Here is a 17,307-nt window from a genome sequence, read left to right on the forward strand (position 1 = left end):
GTTTGATGGTGTTGATAGTTTTTGGCAAAACCCGATGACAGCCGTGGAAACGGACGGTGTGCTGGGGGCCACGCCGCCCCGCGGCGTCACCGCATCTGCCACGCATCCAGCCCGGTCTTCAGGATGAGGGCGCCGACCACCAAGAGAAAGGCCACGCGGACAAAGCCGGCCCCGTGCTTGAGCGCCAGGTGGGTGCCCACGGCACTGCCGGCCACATTGGCCACCGCCATCGGCAGGGCCAGCGCCCACACCACGTGCCCGGCCGGGATGAACCAGGCCAGCGCCGCCACGTTGGTGGCGAAGTTCAGGCGCTTGGCCGCGGCACTGGCGTGGAGAAAGTCCCAGCCAAGCAGGCGCACCAGCGCGAACACAAAAAAGCTGCCGGTGCCGGGCCCAAAGACGCCATCGTAAAAGCCGATGGCCCCGCCAATGGCCGTGGCCAGCACCGCTTCAGAGCGTGGGTTGAGGTAGGGTGCATGGGCATGGCCCATGTCCTTGCGCCACAAGGTGTACACCCAGACTGCGGCGAGCACCAGTGGCAAGGCGACCCGAAAGCGTGTGGCTGGCACCAGCGTGGCCAACCAGGCCCCCAGCAAGCCGCCCAACATGGCGGCCAGGATGGCGCCCAAGAGGCGTGCAGAGGGAAGCCGAACGCGCTGGGCGTATTGCCATGCCGCCCAGCCTGTGCCCCAGATGGAGGCTGCCTTGTTGGTGCCCAGCAGCGTGGCGGGCGTGGCCTGCGGGAACAGCCCGAACAGCGAGGGGACGATGATCAGCCCGCCACCGCCCACGATGGCGTCGACCAGGCCGGCGCCCGCAGACGCCAGCAACATCAGCCCCACATGGGTGGCGGTGAGGTCGAGCAAATCAGCTGCGCACTTCGCCCTGACCCAGCACCACGTACTTCATGGAGGTCAGGCCGTCGAGGCCCACGGGGCCGCGTGCATGGAACTTGTCGGTGCTGATGCCGATTTCGGCGCCCAATCCGTACTCGAAACCATCGGCAAAGCGGGTCGAGGCGTTGATCATCACGCTCGAGGAATCCACTTCGCGCAGGAAGCGCATGGCGTTCGGGTGGTTGGTCGTCAGGATGGCGTCCGTGTGGTGCGAGCCGTAGTGGTTGATGTGGGCGATGGCCTCGTCCAGCGAATCCACCACCTTCACGGCGATCACTGGGCCGAGGTATTCCTCAAACCAGTCTTGTTCGGTGGCCTCCACGAGCTTGGCGCCGCCGACTTGGCTCAGTACGGCTTTGGCGCGCAGATCGCAGCGCATCTCCACACCCTTGGCGGCAAATACGGCGCCAATCTTGGGCAGGAAAGAGTCTGCCTGCTTCACGTGCACCAGCAGCGACTCGGTGGCGTTGCAGGGGCTGTACTTCTGGGTCTTGGCGTTGTCGGTGACCTTGACGGCCAGATCCAGGTCCACTTCGCTGTCCACATAGGTGTGGCAGTTGCCGTCCAGGTGCTTGATGACGGGCACGCGGGCCTCCGCGCTGATGCGCTCGATCAAGCCCTTGCCGCCGCGCGGGATGATCACATCCACATACTGGGGCATCGCAATCAGTTGGCCCACGGCGGCGCGGTCGGTGGTTTGCACCAGTTGCACCGCATTGGCGGGGAGCCCGGCTTGCGTCAGGGCCGCTTGCACCAGCTTCCACAGCGCCAGATTGGAGTGGATGGCTTCGGAGCCGCCGCGCAGCACGCAGGCATTGCCGCTCTTGATGGCCAGCGATGCTGCTTCGATGGTGACGTTGGGGCGTGATTCGTAAATCATGCCGAACACGCCGATGGGCACGCGCATCTGACCCACGCTGATGCCGGTGGGGCGACGGCGCACATTGGTGATTTCGCCGATGGGGTCGGGCAGCGCGGCGACTTGTTCGCAGCTCTCTGCCATGGTCTCGATGACCTTGTCGGTCAGACGCAGGCGGTCGACCATGGGGGCGGCCAGGCCGTTGCGCTCGGCCGCCACGATGTCGGATTCGTTGCGGGCCTTGAGTTCGCCGGCGTGCGTGCAGATCTGGGCTGCCAGAGCCAGCAGGGCGTTGTTCTTGGCAGCGGTGCTGGCAGCGGCCATCACGGTGGCTGCCACGCGGGCAGCCTGACCCACGGCGGCCATGTACTGGTCAACGGGCAGGTCGGCGGAAGGGGTGATCGCGGTGTTCATGGTGCAAGATTGTCGCAAACTCTGTTCACTATGCATCAGGTCATTCACATTCACCCGGACGCACCGACCAAGCCCCCAGAGGGGGCGCCCTGCAATGGCTGCGGCGTGTGCTGTCTGGTGGAGCCCTGCCCGGTGGGCATGCTGTTGAGCCGACGCAGGCGAGGGGCCTGCGACAAGCTGCAGTGGTCAGACCAGCAGGGGCGCTATGTGTGCGGCTTGATGGTCGCCTCCGCACGCGGGCGGGGGCTGTGGCACTGGTGGGTGCGCCGCGTGATCGCGGCGGGCCAGGGGTGTGACGCCAGTGTGGATGTCGAGGGGTGACGCGGGTGTGACGTGCCCCAAGCGTGTCAGCGCACGCCAAACATCATGGTGTGGGCCAGCAGGTGCTTGGCCGGACTGAAGGTTTGAATGGCCCCCAGGCCCAGGCCTCGCAGGGTTGCCAGGATGGGTGCAGGCTGGGTGAAGGTGCGGGCCAGAAAGTCGGTGGCGGCCACCAAGGCCAGTCGGTCGGGCTGACGCTTGCGCTCGAACTGGCCGAGTGCGCGCTGCAGTTGGTTGCGTCGTGCGTCCGCATCGTCTTGGTTGGACCAGCTTTCGCGCTTGAGCGCGGCCAGCAACTCGTGCACGTCACGCATGCCGAGGTTGAAGCCTTGGCCCGCGACAGGGTGCAAGGTCTGTGCGGCGTTGCCGATGCGTACCACCACCCCGTCACTGACGAGGCGGGTGTGGGCGTTGAGACCGAGCGGAAAAGCCTTGAGTGCCGACATCTGGCGGATGGTGCCCACGTCCGAATGGAAGAGGGTGTTCAGCAAGGTCAGACGCTGGGTGTCGTTGAGTTCGCGCACGGGGTCGTCGCCTTGCTGCACGCACCACACCAGCGCGGCACGGCGCCCGATCGGGCCACCGGGTGTCACCTGGCCGGGAGGCAGCGGCAGCAGCGCGGCGGGGCCCGATGGCGTGAAGCGCTCGTAGGCGGTGCCTTCGGGGCTGTGCTCGTCGAGCAGCACCTGCCCGACCCAGGCGGTTTGCTCGTAATCGCGGCTGACGCCTTCGGGCCAATTCAGCTTGGGTTGATCGGCAAACACGCCCCCTTCGGCCACCACGGCCATGTCATAGCGTTCGGCAATGTCGGCGTCGATTTCCACGCCGCCTTCCACGGGCTTCAGTCCGCGCACGGGGGTGCTGAACCGCATGGCCAGGCGATGTTCGTCGGCGTTCACAGCGCGCAACCATGCGGCTTGCAAGGGGGCGACCAAGGTGCCGTAGCTGACGACCGCGCCCAGTTGGGGCACGCGCTGCTCGGCGGCGCTGATGCGCACGACCGGCTGTTCCTTGCCGGGCCACAAGACCGTGGGCTGCTGTTGCGAGACGTGCACCGCGCGGATGGGCGCCGTGTGGCCCGTGGCATCAATGGGATCCCAGATGCCCATGCGGTGTAGCTCTTGCACGGTTCCTTGTGACAAGGCCAGGGTGCGCGCGTCGGTGGACACGTCCTTGTCGGCCGGGCGGGCATCGAACACGGTGATGCGGGCGGTGGGCAGAGCGCGTGCCGCTTGCAGGGCCAGGCTCAGACCGGCGGGGCCGGCGCCGATGATGGCCAGACTGAGTTCAGGGGAGGACGTGTCGGGAGCGTGCGAAGTCATGGTGCCGTCAAAGAGGAAGTGCAGGACTGCCTGATGTAGGTCTATTGTCCTGTGGTTTGACCCGGGCACAAGCGGCGCGTGGCTTTCTATAATCCAGCGTTTGCCCTGAGTCAGGGCGTTTCGGATTTCTTGTCGCGTGACCACCACCCCATCCCCCGCCAGCTACCGCACCCTTTTGGCCGCCGACATGGCCGAAGTGGATCAGGTCATTCATCGCCGACTGTCGTCGCAGGTGGCGCTGGTCAATCAGATTTCGCACTACATCGTCAATGCTGGCGGCAAGCGGGTGCGCCCGATGCTGCTCTTGCTGGTGGCACGCGCTCTGGGTTCGGACAGCGCCGAGCGTCATGAACTGGCTGCTGTGGTGGAGTTCATTCACACTGCCACGCTGCTGCACGACGATGTCGTGGACGAGTCGGATCTGCGCCGTGGCCGCAAGACGGCCAATGCCATGTTCGGCAATGCGGCCAGCGTGCTGGTGGGTGACTTTCTGTACTCGCGCGCCTTCCAGATGATGGTGTCGACCAATCGCTTGCGCGTGATGGAAGTGCTGGCCGACGCGACCAATGTGATCGCCGAAGGCGAGGTTCTGCAGTTGATGAACATGCATGACCCCGACATTTCGGTGGCCGACTACCTTCGCGTGATCGAATACAAGACGGCCAAGCTGTTTGAAGCCAGCGCACGTTTGGGTGCGCTGATCACCGATGCTGCGCCGGACGTGGAAGAGGCATGCGCTGCCTACGGGCGTGCTTTGGGCACGGCCTTCCAGCTGATCGACGACCTGCTGGATTACGAGGGCAGCACCGAAGCCCTGGGCAAAAACATTGGCGATGATCTGCGTGAAGGCAAGCCCACGCTGCCGCTGCTGGCCGCCATGGAGCGGGGCACGCCCGAGCAGCGCGAACTGATCCGCAACGCCATCATTCATGGCGAAGTGGATCGCATGCCCGAGATCGTGGCTGTGGTGAAGGCGACGGGGGCTCTGGAGGTCACCCGCGAGGCAGCGCAGCAGCAGGCAGAAGCTGCCAAGCAGTGTCTGGACCTGTTGCCTCCCTCGGAGTTCAGGGAAGCTCTGCTACAATTGACGTTCGACTCGATTCACCGATCTTCGTGAGTTTTAGAGTCTTTTCGGGGTGTAGCTTAGCCTGGTAGAGCGCTACGTTCGGGACGTAGAGGCCGGAGGTTCGAATCCTCTCACCCCGACCACACCATCTTCAAGCCCGCGTGTTCATGCATGCGGGCTTTTTTCATTCAGTGCGCACCTGCCGCATCGGCATACCGTGCGCGAATGTCCTTGACAGTGTCGGCTTGCGATGCCAGCGCGTGGACGCATTCTGCATCCAGCTTGCCTTCGCCGCTCAGCCTGTGCAACTCTTCAAACGCCTGCTCCAAAGGCCATTCGGCTTTGTAGGGGCGCTCGGACGTGAGCGCATCAAAGATGTCGGCCACGGCCACAATGCGCGCTTCAAGCGGGATGTCGTCGCCTTGCAAGGCTTTCGGGTAGCCTGAGCCGTCCAGCATTTCGTGGTGGCAGGCGATGATGTTGCGCAGAATGCTGGAGTCCGGGAATCGGTGCTGCGAGTTGTCGCCGATGATGCGATCAATGATGGCGACTCCCTTGTCGACGTGCGCATTCATGGTGCGACGTTCGTCGTCGTCCAGCTTGCCGGGCTTGAGCAGGATCCGATCCGGGATGCCGATCTTGCCAATGTCGTGCAGCGGTGCAAACAGGAAGATGGCCTCGGTGAACTCATCGTCCAAACCGTAGGTGGGCGCCACCTTGCGGGCAATCAGCCGGGCGTAGTGCGCCATGCGGTCGAGATGCGCGCCGGTTTCAAAGTCCCGGACCTCGGTGAGTTGTCTTGCCACGCGGGTGGATTCGACCACCATGCGAATGGCGGCCAGCTCACCGGACACCAGCATGCTGATCAGGCTGGTGTACAGCACTAGGTCACGCTGCACCTGGGGGGTGAAGGCGCCTGCCTGCATCGAGTCAAAAAAGATGAATCCCAGTAGCTGCGCGTTGTCGTAGAACGGAACGGTGAATGACGATCGGTAGCCCTGCTCGCGCAACCACTGCGAGTGGGTGGAATTGGAGTGAATGGCCTGCTCAATGTCGTCCAGCACACGGAAGTTGCCCTTCTGGGCCAGTTCGAACAGGGCTGCACTCTGGCTGAGTCGAGCTTCGTAGCCTTGAATGGCCGTGCCTTGTCGGGTGCTGTTGATGTAGGTCTTGAGCGTGTCGTCCTTCGACTCGTAGAGCGTGCAGGCGATGCGGTCGACGCCGGGAATGGTTTGCAACAGGCGCGAGTGCAGCGCTGACAGTCGCTCTGACAGTGTCCCTGTGTTGCTGATGATGGCTTGTGCTGCGAGATTCATGTTGATCGCGCACCTGGTTGGACCGGTGGGTGCCGTGATGAAACACACGTTCGTGCACGCTATCACCAACCACCGTGAGGTGGTAGTTGGATTGCCCGGATTTTGGGTATTTCAGCGCAAATCAGTGGGCGTGTTGAATCACTTGTTGACCCAGATTCAATCGTTGGCCCATCAATGCCGCGCCTTGCCGGGACAGGTGTCCGATATCCCGGTAAACCGGCGTGCCTTGCACCAAGCTGTGGCATGTGCCTTGAGGGCAGTTGAAGTGGGCCAGGTCGATGACGTCGATGTGAGCGATCGTGATCAGGTCGGACATCAGCGTGCTGACGTCTTGCTGGCGCTGCCTGGATGCCGCGAGCGAGAAGTCGCAATGGGCATCTACTTGCTGACTGATGGTGAGCAGCCCCAGCGCTCGCCGTTCGGCACATACACCCAGATCCACATCGGTACCGAGGGACGGTGGCGGCGAGATGAGCACCACCTTTTTGTGCAGAGCGCGCAAACGGGCCACCGTACGGGCCAGTGACTGCGCGATGGTCTTGGCATCTGGCGTGATGGCTTGCCCTTGGGCATTCACCACGGGGTCGTCAAACAGGTATTGCCAGCGTGAAGAGAGCACCACGTATTCAACCTGGGGTGTGCGTGCCAGCCATTGCAGGACCGACTCGTTGAAGGCCATGCAGCGTCGGGCCCGGTCGGCGGGGTCGTCGGGCATCAGGCGAGCCATGTCCAACAGGGGGGCGCAAACACTGCGCGTGGCCTGGATGACGCCTTGGTTGTTCGGCGATGACGCCTGAAAGCCTGCGATCAGATGCATGGCATAGCTGTCGCCCCAGACCAGGGTGCGTGCTTGCGCATGGGTCTGGCAGGCGGCTTGGGGCGCAAAGGCGGTTTCGTATTCGCAGCTGGGGCCAAAGCCAAAATTGGGTTGCAAGGCTTGTGACCACTGTTGCCCGGCTGGTTGCGCCATGCGCCACATCAGCACCGCACAGGCCATCGCCATGGGGATGCCCAGCCAGAGCAGCTGCCGACCGAGCCCGCGCCAGGTGTCGATCTTGCGAAAGGGTTGCTCCACGTATCGGTGCGACAGCCAAGCCAGTGGGAAGGTCAGCCCCAGCAAGGCCCATGACACCTGCGCAGGTAAACCGTCCAGCCAGACGTGTCGGGCCAGCGCGAGCACGGGCCAGTGCACCAGGTACAGCGAGTAGGACACATCACCGATCCAGACCATGGTGCGCATGGGGCGGTTGCTTTGGTTGAGCACCGACGACGGCCACAGGATCAGGACGGCGGTGGCCAGGCACACCAAGAGCGCATCGGTGCGAGGGTGAACGTCATCCCAGCCCCAGATCAAGCTGGCGGCCATGAGGGGGATGGCGAGCCAGGCACTGTCCACGCGCCATGGCCATGGGCGCAGGCCTTGCCTGAACGCCGGCAGGGCGCAGAGGGAGCCCATCATCAGCTCCCAGGCGCGAGACGGCAGCAGGTAGAACGACGCTGACGGTGCACGGTCGTTCATCCACAGGCACAGACCCGCGCTCATCAGGGTGAGCGTGAGCAGCACAGCGCCCCGCCAGCGTTGCCCGGCCCAGATGAGCACCACGGGCAGGACGAAGTAGTACTGCTCTTCCAGTGCCAGCGACCAGGTGTGAAGCAGGGGCTTGAGGTCGGCACTGCTGTCAAAGTAGCCACTTTGCAGCCATAGCACGATGTTGGCGCTGAAGCTCATGGCCCCACCCAGTTGCGCGGCGTAGTCCTTCAATGCCGCTGGCCCCAGGATCCACGGGGCAGCCACGGTGGTGGCCAGCAGGGTCGCCCACGCGGCGGGGAGCAGTCGGCGCGCACGCCGCAGGTAAAACGTGCTGGCGCTGAAGCGCGCCTGATCCAGGCTGTCGATGATGACCCGGGACATCAGGAAGCCCGAGATCACGAAGAAGATGTCGACGCCCAGAAAGCCTTTGTCCAGGCCCGGCAAGTCGAAATGGAAAATCAGGACGGACAGGACTGCGACGGCCCGCAGGACTTGGACGTCGGTTCTCAGGGAATGCATGGGCCGAATTATCGAGCGCCGGCTGGGTCTGCCAGCGCGGCTTGCAGCATGTCCAGAAAGACACGGGTTTTCGCAGGCATCAGTTTGCGACCCGGAAAAACAGCCCATGCCGTGTGTGAAGGCAGGCACCAGTCGGGCAACACACGGCGCAGCTCGCCCCGAGCGACCAGGGGGCGCGCAAACTGATCTGGCGCTGCAGCGATGCCGCATCCTGCGCGCGCCATGAGGATGAGCAGTTCTGGCGAGTTGGCGTGCACTCGGCTGGGTGGGGTGCCTTCCCAGCGTGCTTGGCCTTGCGTGAGCGTCCAGGTGTGGCGCTCCATCGATCGGCTGGGCAGTTGCACGGTCTGATGTTGAAGCAAGTCGGTGGGCTCACGAGGCTCGCCATGTTCGGCCAGATAGTGGGGCGAGGCATACAAACCGTTTTGAAAGACGGTCAGGCGACGTGCGGCCAGCAGGTTGTCGTCGGGCAGTTGCCCCATGCGAATGGCCACATCAAATCCTTCACCCAGCAGATCGACGCGACGCGGCGACAGATCCAACTCCAGCGTGATGTGGGGGTACATGGCCACAAACGCGGCCAGATGTTCTTGCAGCAGCAAGGTGGCAAAGTCGCTGGGCATGGACACGCGCAAGCGACCGCCGGGTGCGGCCTGGCGGTGCTCACGCAAGGCGGCGACGGCGTCGACCTCGGTGGCCACCTGGCGCGCGTGCTCCAGCAACTGGTGCCCCAACTCGGTCAAGGTTTGGCGGCGCGTGGTGCGCAGCAGCAAGCGCTCACCCACCTGGTCTTCCAGCAAGCTGATGCGCCGTGACACGGTGGATTTGGGCAAGCCCAGCCGTTCTGCCGCGCGACTGAAGCTGCCAAGGTCTGCGACGCGCGCAAAGATCAGCAGGTCGTTGGCTTCAATGTGAGGCGCAGCTTGAATTGATTGTTCCATGGGTGGAATGATGATGCCCATTGTAAGGTCTTATCAAGTGGTTTGTTGATCAATACAGTGAGCACATCGCAATCCACTTTGGAGCCCACCATGAAGATCCTGCAAATCAACGCCAGCGCTCGCACCGAAGGCGCCAACTCCACTCGCGTGGCCAACCGTGTGACCGAGCGTCTGCTGGCTCAAAATCCGGGTGCCTCGGTGACCGTGCGTGATTTGGCGGTGACGCCTCACCCTGTGCTGGATGGTGCAGCGTTGGGCGCACTGTTCACCCCCGCAGAACAACGCACCCCCGAGCAAGCGGCACGCGTGGCCATGGACGATGCCCTGATTGCCGAAGTGCAAGCCCACGACGTGATCGTGCTGGGCGTGCCGATGTACAACTTTGGGGTGCCGGTGCAACTCAAGAGCTGGTTTGATGCGATTGCCCGTTCGGGCGTGACGTTCCGCTACACCGCCAACGGTCCTGAGGGGCTCATCAACGGCAAGAAGGTCTTTGTCGCGTTTGCGCGCGGTGGCATTTATCGCGGCACACCGGCGGATTCGCAAACACCTTACGTTCAGACCATCCTGGGCTTCCTGGGCATGACCGACGTGAAGTTCATCTTTGCCGAAGGCTTGAACATGGGGCCGGAAGCCGTCGAGAAGGGCTTTGCACAAGCCGAAGCCGATTTGAATGCCGCATTGGCCTGATCATCTGGTCAGGTCAGCCCTGCTGACCCGCTGAAAGACGTATTTGCTGAGGAGCCTGCCATGACACAACTTGTTCAAACCGAAGTGGTGAGCCACTCCCGCCAAGTGGAGCAGCAGGTCGCCGGCCACCCCACGTCAGATGGTGCAGGCGTCAAGCTCAATCGGGTGCTCACCCACCAATGGCAGCGACGCCTGGACCCCTTCCTGATGCTGGACGCCTTTGGCAGCGACAAGCCCGATGACTACATCGCAGGCTTTCCGGACCACCCCCACAGGGGCTTTGAAACGGTGACCTACATGATTGCCGGGCGAATGCTGCATCGAGACAGCGCCGGGCATGAAGGTTTGCTGGAAAACGGCGATGTGCAGTGGATGACAGCAGGGCGAGGGCTGATCCATTCCGAAATCCCTCAGCAGGAAGACGGCGTGATGGAAGGCTTTCAGCTGTGGCTGAACCTGCCTGCGAAAGACAAGCTGTGCGAGCCTTGGTATCGCGACATCGCATCAGAGGCTTTGCCACGATTCAGCAATGGTCAGGGGGCAGAGGTTACGGTGATTGCCGGCCACTCCCACGGGGTTACGGGCGCCGTGACCCGTGAGGTGACTGCCCCGCTGTACCTGGATGTTCACATGGCGCCTGGGGCGCAATTCTCGCAACGCTTGCCGGTCGAGCACAACGCATTCATCTACGTGTACCGCGGCGCTGTGTCAGTTGCCGGGCAGTCCGTGCCAGCGGAGCGCATGGCCATCTTGGCCAACGATGCGGCGACCGATGGCGTGACCGTGCAGGCAAGCGGTGAGGCTCGTTTTCTGTTGATCGCAGGCCAGCCATTGCGTGAACCCATCGTGCAGTACGGCCCTTTTGTGATGAATTCCCAGCAGGAGATCTATCAGGCCATTCAGGACTTCCGAGAAGGGCGCATGGGTGGATGACGTCCCCGCCGTGGCGCAGCACCGATAACCATCCGTCACGGGTGGTTATTTTTGTCCCAATTAAATCGTGTGCGATTAAATCGCTGATGATTTGATCGTTGCCTCAACAAATCAAACAACCATGACAGCTTTCTACGACCTGAGCGCGCAAAGCCTGCAAGGCCAGCCCATCGACATGCGAGCCTACGAGGGCAAGGTGGTGCTAGTGGTCAACACGGCCAGCAAATGCGGCTTCACGCCACAGTACGCCGGCCTGGAAACTTTGTACGAGAAGTACAAGGACCAGGGTCTGGTCATCCTGGGCTTTCCATGCAATCAGTTTGGCAATCAGGAGCCGGGCAATGCCGACGACATCAAGTCGTCGTGCCTGATCAACTACGGCGTGAGCTTCCCCATGTTTGCCAAGGTGGATGTGAACGGGCCGGCGGCGCATCCTGTTTTCAACTACCTGACGCAGGCTTTGCCCGGCTTTCTGGGGCGTCGAATCAAATGGAACTTCACGAAGTTCCTCATCGGGCGGGATGGGCAACCCGTCAAGCGCTTTGCCACCCTCACCAAGCCTGAGAAACTGGAGCCCTACATTCGCCGCGCCCTGGGATTGGCATGAGTACGCGTGAAACGGTTGACCCTCAGTTGCTGGAGAACCAGTTGTGCTTTCCGCTGTACGCGGCAGCGCGGCTGGTGACCCGGCTGTACCAGCCCCTGCTGGAGCCCTTGGGTATGACCTATCCGCAGTACATCGTCCTGATGATTTTGTGGGCTGATGCGCCGTGCTCGGTCTCGCACATCGGTGAGCGCGCGCAACTGGCGTCAAACACGCTGACGCCTTTGCTCAAGCGCATGGCCGAGCAAGGCTGGGTGAGGCGCGAGCGCGCGCAAGACGACGAACGCGTGGTGCACATTCATCTGACGGAATCGGGCCTGGCGCTGAAGGCGCAATGTGCCTGCATCCCTCAACAACTGCTGGCCAAGATCGGGTATCCGATGGACGAAGGCCGGGCGCTCAAAGGCAGTCTGGACCGGTTGGTGCAGCACTTGCTGGCGCTGAATGCTGCGGGGTAAGACTTCTCTTCAGTGGGGCGATGAATGGGTCAGCAAGGCTTTTGCCGCGTCAATGCGCAACGCCATGTCGACAGAGGGATCATTCATCACGCGCAGCAAAAAGGCCTTGGGATCATGGTCGGCGAATGAGATGGGCACAGACGGCGTCTCCGCGCAGGACTCCTCTGCCGCAGGCGTGCGCCACAGCGCCGTGCTTTGCGACCACATGGCGCTGGAGATGCTGCGGAGTTGACCCAGCATGTCAGCCTGCGCATCGTCACCGGGCTGAAGGTCGAGCCAAGGGGTGTCTTCGAACACCGGCGCCAAGTCGCGCGCAATGAACGCCGACCATTGCTCGGCGTGTCGCTGCTGGGGCGGCAAGCTGGGGCGTGCAGATTCTGGACTGGGCGACATCACTGGCCAAACATGGATGTGTTTGGCCGGCAAGTCGGTCAGGTATCTCTGGCACAAGGTGCGCAGCGCCAGGGCGCCGTCGGCCACCGGTATGGTGTCCTGAAGTGAAAACCACAGTTGGAAACCGTCGGTGCCGTTGACGGCGATGGCCGGGGCGGGCCAATTCAGGTCTGCTTGCACCCCTTCCCACAGTCCGGCGAGGTGGCGCCAGGCTGCGTGGTGTCTGACCTCTACGCACAAGGCTCGCGTTGTGGTGTTGTCTTGCGGGGCGGCGCCATAGAGGCGCAGCAATTCGGTGACCAGTCGGCTCATGGTGTCTCAGGCAGCAGGGAGCAGCGCCAGAACCTTGTCAGCCGGGCGGCACAAGGCCGTGCCTTTGTCCGTCACCACGATGGGGCGATTGATCAAGGCAGGATGCGCAGTCATGAAGTCCAGCAGTTGATCATCCGTCCATTTGGGGTCAGCCAGGCCCAACTCCTCATACAGATCACCTTTGGCGCGCAGCACATCGCGAACGCTGCCGCCGGTCGCCTGGATGAGCTGCACCAGTTCAGCCCGTGAAGGCGGGGTCTCCAGGTAGAGGATCACATCAGGTTCGATGCCCGCATCGCGGATCATGCCCAGCACCGTGCGGGACGTGCCGCACTTTGGATTGTGAAAAATCTTGACAGAACTCATGGTGAAACAGGTCACAGGATGATCGCCCTAGGGAGCCTCAGGATTGCAAGGATGCGGGTGCCGTGAAGGCATAACCCAATTGGTGGGCGGTGCGAATGGGCAGCGATTCTCCCAGCACATCGGTGGCTTTTTTGCGCAGCCGTGTCACCAGGACGCTGAGTCGCTCACTCCCTTGTGCAGAGCGCAGGCCGAAGACTTCCTGCAGCAGCTCCTTTTTGGAGACCACCGAGCCATTGGCGCGAATGAGCTGCTGCATCAAGGCAAATTCCTTGGTGGTCAGCGGCAGCGCGCCGCCTTGTGGGGTGAGCAAGGTCCAGGTCTGCATGGAGAGTCGCCAGGGGACCTCGTCACTCGTGGGGGACGCAGGGGCGCTTTCGGGGAGAACTGCTGCTGGCGGCGGAGATCCAGCCTGGTGCCGTCGGTGGGCGGCTGCGTCGATGTTGGCGGCCAGCTCTCGGAAATCGACGGGCTTGACCAGGTAGCGATCCGCGCCAGCCTTGAGTCCTGACAGTCGGTCATCCAGCATCACCCGCGCGCTGACGATGATGGTGGCCACACGGGGATTTTTGCTGAGCACTTCGGCGATGGTCAGTCCGTTGTCGCCGGGCAAGCCGATGTCGAGGATGACCACATCGACAGGTTCGGCCGCAAACCGGACATAAAAGTCGCGGGCGTTGGACACGCCCCAAGTTGGGTAACCCTCGGCAGACAGGTATTCCTGCGTGCTGGCCAGTTGGTCCGGGTCGTCTTCGACAATCGCAATGCGAGGCTTCATGTAGCGAGATCAGGTGACGGGGTGCTGAGAGCGGGGGATGGAGAGGGTGAACGTACTCCCTCTGGCTTCCTGACTATCCACGGAAATGCTGCCATGGTGCAGTTCACAAATGCGTCGCACCAAGGACAAGCCCAAACCGGCGCCGGGTTTGCCTTGCGCGCCCCGTCCTCGGTGGTATCTCTGGAAAATGTCGCTGATTTCATCTGCGGCAATGCCATCACCTTGATCACGCACGATGAATTGCACGAAGGAATCGGCCGAACGAATGTCCAGGTCAATGGTGGAGCCTGCCGGTGAATATTTCATGGCATTACCAACCAGATTCATGAGGACAATTCTGAGTAATGGCAAGTCGCCTTCAAAGGGTTGGACCGATTCTGCAATGTGCACAGTCAAGACATGGTCGGCTGACTGCATGTCTGCGCTGTCTTGAATCCAGCTTCCCAGCGCGTGCGGATCGATCGTTTCCAGTTGCAGCCGGAAGGTGTGGCTGTCAATGCGGTCCTGCGTCAGACTGTTTTCAAAGAAGCTTGCCAGGCGGGCCACACCACGCCGGATGCGCTGCAAGGGGGGCAGCAGTGGTGAGTCGTTTGCCACGCGGCTACCCAGCACTTGGGACGCAGCATCAATCACGGCCAGCGGGGAGCGCACTTCGTGTGACAGCATGGCGATGAACTGTCGTTGTTCTTCTTCATGTTCTCGGGTTTGCTTGAGCTTGACTTCCAGGTGTCGGGTGCGCTCTGTGACCTTGTCTTCCAGTTCGCGGTTCTGGTCTTTCAGTCGCGCCATCAGGGCCGCACGTTCGCGTCGGCCCTCCTGTTGCAGTGCACGTGCACGCTTGAACATGGCAACGTGCAAGGACGCCAGGTTGAGCAAGCCAACCCATTGCCATCCCCAAAAGCCGATGGCAGTGAAGGCCGACCAGCCCAGCGCCGCCGTCAGGTGATAGCCCGTGAACAGCCCGTAGGTCATGAAGCTGGGGCCGAAGAGTCGGGCATCGGTGTGGCCCCGCCACATCTGAAGCAAGGTCAGGGCAATGCCAATGGGCGGAAGGGGCAGGGCCAGCAAAAGTGAGGCGCCCAATACCTTGGGGGCGAGATCCATGACGGACAGGAGTGCGGCCAGCGCAAAGTACATCGCGCTGCCGACAAACAAACGGTCCCACCACTTGGAGATCGCTGCGAAGTCAAACAGCTTGGCCATCATCAGCGTACCAATCGACATGCTCAGCATGTTCGCGGCAGGTGTGAGCCGGTTGATCCAGGCTGAGGGGACAAAGTCAAGGTACCGATAGACCAGCCCGTCCATCAGTGCCCAGCCTGAGATGGTGAAGAAAATCTGAACGGCCCACAGCCAGAACAAGCTGTGTCGGTACGTCCAGCCCATGCTGAGGGCCATGGCCAGCATCACCACACTGAGGGTGACGAGGATGCCTGAGAGCAGGCCTTGGCTTTCCAGCGAGGCATGGTGCGCCAAGGGCGACCGCAGGCTGAGCAGGGCAGATTGTGTGCTGGTGGTCTGAATCCGTACCAGCACGGTTTGGGATGCGCCCGCCACGACGGGGATTTCAACGGATGGGGTGAGCTGCCGGGCGTGTGGCGAGGTGGCCTGGATCTGGTCCCCAACCACGCCGACCAGACTGGGAGCATGACCCTTCGCTGCGGTGTAGATGCTGATGTGATCCAGGCTGGCGGGGGCGATTTCCAGGTGAACAGTTGGCGAGGCCCAAGTCGGACTCGCCGTCACCTCGAACGCCAGCCAGACCACATCGGGCCGATAGCCCCGTCCCAGCGATCCGGGGAGTGGCTCAAATTGACGCGATTGGTAGGCGCGTAAGGCCTCTTCCGCATTGATCAATGTGCTGTTGCGCGGACTGGCTTCCAAGTGGCCATCCAGCGCTTGCTGATGGAAATCAGCAGCCAATAAGACAGGTTGCGCCGCTTGTCCCAGAGGGGTGAGCAGCCAGAACAACACCGTGAGCAATAGATATCGCATTGCGTTCTAGTGTAACGAACAGGTGTTGATGGGGCGATAACTTGGTAATAGTTGGTGTTTATCTCTATACGAATGTGGTGCAAGACTTTGCAATATTTTGCAATGAGATTTCTCTCAGAATGAGTGAGCCGTTTTCCCCCTTGAGCCTGTATGGCCTGAGAACGCCTGTGTAGTTTTGTCTGCGCGTCACTCGAGCTGAAGGGGGCAAACACTTCCCGCCAACGTCAAGAGTTTGCTGAGTCGAGGAGCCCCCAATGTCCGCCCGTTTTGTCATCAAAACCATTGCCGCAGCGTCCTTGCTGGTGCTGGCCCAATCGTCCCAAGCTCAGAGGTTGAGTGCCGTTTTGCAGGACTTGATGCAATCCAGTCCACGGGTGCATGCCGCAGCCAGCGACCAGGCCGCCGCAGAAGAGCGCGCCAAGGAAACCTTCCGACGCTCGTGGACGCCGCAACTGGACGTGTCCCTGGAGGGCGGCTCTCAGAAATATGACAGTCCGAACACGGTCAATCCTGAATACAAGGACGTGACGCGTACCAGCTTGCGTGCCACGCAGCTGATCTATGACTTCGGGCGTGCCAGCGCCATGACCAACGAAGCCGATGCGGTGGTCAAGCAAAGCGGTGCGAGCTATGCCGCGGCATCCGAGGGGGTGCTGCTGGATGCGCTGACGGCACACTGGACCGTGGTGCGTGCCAACAAGGTGTTGGCCTACGCCCGCCAATCCGAGGCGAGCGTGCTGAAGCAGACCAAGCTGGAAAGCTCCATGGTGGAGTTGGGCAAGGGCTACGAGTCCAACGTGCTGCAGGCCAAGGTTCAACTGGCCACTGCGGAGGCGCGTCGCATCCGTGCAGAGGGGGCACTGTCGATTGCCGAAGCTCGGGTGAAGGCGGTATACGGTGAGCGGGCCAAGGATGTGGCCTTCGACGAAGTGGCGCAACCCAAGGCTGCTGCGCTGCCAGCCAGTCTGGACGAGGCGCGCCAGATGGCGCTCGATCACAACAAGCAACTGCAGATTGGTGCCTATCGCTCTGCTGCGTTGCAAGAGCGTGTGGACAGCACCCGTGCCAAGGAATATCTGCCGCGTGTGCAGGTTTACGGTGAAGCAGCCCGTCGCAAGGACATGGACGGGGTGACCGGATCCGTGGACGATCGCAAGATCATGTTCCAGCTGCAGTATGGCTTCAACCTGGGTATGGCAGGGTCTTCGTCTGTGGATGCTGTGCGCAAGGATCTGATCGCCAGCCGTGATCGCGAAAACGACACCCGCGAACTGGTCCTGGAGCAAGTCACCATCGCCTGGCGCAACCTGCTGGTGGCCCGCAGCAACCGCGACATCCTGCAAAACCAGGTGAACATCGCCGCGAAGTTCCTCGAAATGGCCTCGGCCGAGCGCCAACTGGGGCGCCGCTCCTTGCTGGATGTGCTGTCTGCCGAGATGTCGCTCATCAACGCCCAAAGTGATTTGGCCGCGACCGAGGCAGACCACGCGATCGCCGGTCTGACGCTGCTGCAGGCCGTGGGGCGACTGAGCGTCGACGCTGTTGAATTCCAGCCCGCTTCCACAACGGTGGCCGTGGCAGACAAGAACTGACACC

The 17,307-nt window shown here is 62.1% G+C and carries 16 protein-coding genes, 1 tRNA gene and 1 pseudogene; 8 read left to right on the forward strand and 10 right to left on the reverse strand.

Going from position 1 to position 17,307, the window contains the following annotated elements; translation table 11 throughout:
- Nucleotides 1–86: 86 nt before the first annotated feature.
- Together ACMV18_RS07980 and ACMV18_RS07985 are read right to left on the reverse strand one after the other, a co-directional pair.
- Nucleotides 87–833 (reverse strand): sulfite exporter TauE/SafE family protein, encoded by a 747-nt coding sequence (locus ACMV18_RS07980; protein WP_420817475.1) that lies wholly within the window; start codon nt 831–833, stop codon nt 87–89.
- A gap of 34 nt (nt 834–867) precedes the next feature.
- Nucleotides 868–2,169, reverse strand: coding sequence for a glutamate-5-semialdehyde dehydrogenase (locus ACMV18_RS07985; RefSeq protein ID WP_420817398.1), 1,302 nt, complete (start codon nt 2,167–2,169; stop codon nt 868–870).
- 30 nt (nt 2,170–2,199) lie between these two features.
- Here ACMV18_RS07985 and ACMV18_RS07990 point away from each other — a divergent pair, with 30 nt between their 5' ends.
- Entirely contained in the window at nt 2,200–2,490 is a 291-nt protein-coding gene (locus tag ACMV18_RS07990; protein ID WP_374257934.1) for a hypothetical protein, read from the forward strand.
- Between the two features lie 26 nt (nt 2,491–2,516).
- Here ACMV18_RS07990 and ACMV18_RS07995 read toward each other — a convergent pair whose 3' ends face one another.
- Entirely contained in the window at nt 2,517–3,812 is a 1,296-nt protein-coding gene (locus ACMV18_RS07995) for an FAD-dependent monooxygenase (RefSeq protein ID WP_420817399.1), read from the reverse strand.
- A 136-nt stretch (nt 3,813–3,948) separates the two neighbouring features.
- On the opposite strand from ACMV18_RS07995, the gene ispB reads away from it, so the two are divergent.
- Both ispB and ACMV18_RS08005 read left to right on the forward strand, forming a co-directional pair.
- Nucleotides 3,949–4,929, forward strand: coding sequence for an octaprenyl diphosphate synthase (gene ispB / locus ACMV18_RS08000; RefSeq protein WP_420817400.1), 981 nt, complete (start codon nt 3,949–3,951; stop codon nt 4,927–4,929).
- A 15-nt stretch (nt 4,930–4,944) separates the two neighbouring features.
- Nucleotides 4,945–5,021, forward strand: a tRNA-Pro gene (locus tag ACMV18_RS08005).
- Nucleotides 5,022–5,066: 45 nt separating this feature from the next.
- Here ACMV18_RS08005 and ACMV18_RS08010 read toward each other — a convergent pair.
- From ACMV18_RS08010 to ACMV18_RS08020, 3 genes are all read right to left on the reverse strand, one after another.
- Complete coding sequence (locus tag ACMV18_RS08010; protein WP_420817401.1) at nt 5,067–6,194, reverse strand: HD-GYP domain-containing protein; 1,128 nt, start codon at nt 6,192–6,194, stop codon at nt 5,067–5,069.
- Nucleotides 6,195–6,315: 121 nt separating this feature from the next.
- Nucleotides 6,316–8,244 carry an acyltransferase family protein gene (locus ACMV18_RS08015; protein WP_420817402.1) on the reverse strand — a complete coding sequence of 643 codons (1,929 nt, stop codon included), beginning with the start codon at nt 8,242–8,244 and terminating at the stop codon, nt 6,316–6,318.
- Between the two features lie 8 nt (nt 8,245–8,252).
- Nucleotides 8,253–9,185 carry a LysR substrate-binding domain-containing protein gene (locus tag ACMV18_RS08020; RefSeq protein WP_420817403.1) on the reverse strand — a complete coding sequence of 311 codons (933 nt, stop codon included), beginning with the start codon at nt 9,183–9,185 and terminating at the stop codon, nt 8,253–8,255.
- A 90-nt stretch (nt 9,186–9,275) separates the two neighbouring features.
- Between ACMV18_RS08020 and ACMV18_RS08025 the strand changes: the two genes are divergently transcribed.
- The 4 genes from ACMV18_RS08025 to ACMV18_RS08040 all read left to right on the forward strand — a co-directional run bounded on the left by ACMV18_RS08025 (nt 9,276) and on the right by ACMV18_RS08040 (nt 11,870).
- A complete protein-coding gene (locus ACMV18_RS08025; protein WP_420817404.1) occupies nt 9,276–9,875 on the forward strand; it encodes an FMN-dependent NADH-azoreductase in 600 nt (199 codons plus the stop codon).
- A 60-nt stretch (nt 9,876–9,935) separates the two neighbouring features.
- Complete coding sequence (locus ACMV18_RS08030; RefSeq protein WP_420817405.1) at nt 9,936–10,808, forward strand: pirin family protein; 873 nt, start codon at nt 9,936–9,938, stop codon at nt 10,806–10,808.
- 121 nt (nt 10,809–10,929) lie between these two features.
- Entirely contained in the window at nt 10,930–11,415 is a 486-nt protein-coding gene (locus ACMV18_RS08035) for a glutathione peroxidase (protein WP_374259134.1), read from the forward strand.
- On the forward strand, nt 11,412–11,870 hold the full coding sequence (locus ACMV18_RS08040) for a MarR family winged helix-turn-helix transcriptional regulator (RefSeq protein WP_420817406.1): 459 nt from the start codon (nt 11,412–11,414) through the stop codon (nt 11,868–11,870). The genes ACMV18_RS08035 and ACMV18_RS08040 overlap by 4 nt, the downstream gene beginning before the upstream one ends.
- A gap of 9 nt (nt 11,871–11,879) precedes the next feature.
- On the opposite strand, the gene ACMV18_RS08045 is transcribed toward ACMV18_RS08040, so the two are convergent.
- From ACMV18_RS08045 to ACMV18_RS08060, 4 genes and pseudogenes are all read right to left on the reverse strand, one after another.
- Complete coding sequence (locus ACMV18_RS08045; protein WP_420817407.1) at nt 11,880–12,575, reverse strand: hypothetical protein; 696 nt, start codon at nt 12,573–12,575, stop codon at nt 11,880–11,882.
- 15 nt (nt 12,576–12,590) lie between these two features.
- Nucleotides 12,591–12,941, reverse strand: a pseudogene (arsC, locus tag ACMV18_RS08050) (arsenate reductase (glutaredoxin)); the annotation flags it as partial.
- A gap of 37 nt (nt 12,942–12,978) precedes the next feature.
- Nucleotides 12,979–13,716 carry a response regulator transcription factor gene (locus ACMV18_RS08055; protein ID WP_420817408.1) on the reverse strand — a complete coding sequence of 246 codons (738 nt, stop codon included), beginning with the start codon at nt 13,714–13,716 and terminating at the stop codon, nt 12,979–12,981.
- Nucleotides 13,717–13,725: 9 nt separating this feature from the next.
- Entirely contained in the window at nt 13,726–15,711 is a 1,986-nt protein-coding gene (locus ACMV18_RS08060) for an ATP-binding protein (RefSeq protein ID WP_420817409.1), read from the reverse strand.
- A 254-nt stretch (nt 15,712–15,965) separates the two neighbouring features.
- Here ACMV18_RS08060 and ACMV18_RS08065 point away from each other — a divergent pair, with 254 nt between their 5' ends.
- Nucleotides 15,966–17,303, forward strand: coding sequence for a TolC family protein (locus tag ACMV18_RS08065; protein WP_420817410.1), 1,338 nt, complete (start codon nt 15,966–15,968; stop codon nt 17,301–17,303).
- Nucleotides 17,304–17,307: the final 4 nt, after the last annotated feature.

Source organism: Aquabacterium sp. (assembly GCF_048860245.1).
GTDB lineage: Bacteria > Pseudomonadota > Gammaproteobacteria > Burkholderiales > Burkholderiaceae_C > Aquabacterium.

Coding starts and splice junctions, on each gene's coding strand:
- ACMV18_RS07980 (WP_420817475.1), bottom strand. CDS start 833: ATGTTGCTGGCGTCTGCGGGCGCCGGCCTGGTCGACGCCATCGTGGGC.
- ACMV18_RS07985 (WP_420817398.1), bottom strand. CDS start 2,169: ATGAACACCGCGATCACCCCTTCCGCCGACCTGCCCGTTGACCAGTAC.
- ACMV18_RS07990 (WP_374257934.1), top strand. CDS start 2,200: ATGCATCAGGTCATTCACATTCACCCGGACGCACCGACCAAGCCCCCA.
- ACMV18_RS07995 (WP_420817399.1), bottom strand. CDS start 3,812: ATGACTTCGCACGCTCCCGACACGTCCTCCCCTGAACTCAGTCTGGCC.
- ACMV18_RS08010 (WP_420817401.1), bottom strand. CDS start 6,194: ATGAATCTCGCAGCACAAGCCATCATCAGCAACACAGGGACACTGTCA.
- ACMV18_RS08015 (WP_420817402.1), bottom strand. CDS start 8,244: ATGCATTCCCTGAGAACCGACGTCCAAGTCCTGCGGGCCGTCGCAGTC.
- ACMV18_RS08020 (WP_420817403.1), bottom strand. CDS start 9,185: ATGGAACAATCAATTCAAGCTGCGCCTCACATTGAAGCCAACGACCTG.
- ACMV18_RS08025 (WP_420817404.1), top strand. CDS start 9,276: ATGAAGATCCTGCAAATCAACGCCAGCGCTCGCACCGAAGGCGCCAAC.
- ACMV18_RS08030 (WP_420817405.1), top strand. CDS start 9,936: ATGACACAACTTGTTCAAACCGAAGTGGTGAGCCACTCCCGCCAAGTG.
- ACMV18_RS08035 (WP_374259134.1), top strand. CDS start 10,930: ATGACAGCTTTCTACGACCTGAGCGCGCAAAGCCTGCAAGGCCAGCCC.
- ACMV18_RS08040 (WP_420817406.1), top strand. CDS start 11,412: ATGAGTACGCGTGAAACGGTTGACCCTCAGTTGCTGGAGAACCAGTTG.
- ACMV18_RS08045 (WP_420817407.1), bottom strand. CDS start 12,575: ATGAGCCGACTGGTCACCGAATTGCTGCGCCTCTATGGCGCCGCCCCG.
- ACMV18_RS08055 (WP_420817408.1), bottom strand. CDS start 13,716: ATGAAGCCTCGCATTGCGATTGTCGAAGACGACCCGGACCAACTGGCC.
- ACMV18_RS08060 (WP_420817409.1), bottom strand. CDS start 15,711: ATGCGATATCTATTGCTCACGGTGTTGTTCTGGCTGCTCACCCCTCTG.
- ACMV18_RS08065 (WP_420817410.1), top strand. CDS start 15,966: ATGTCCGCCCGTTTTGTCATCAAAACCATTGCCGCAGCGTCCTTGCTG.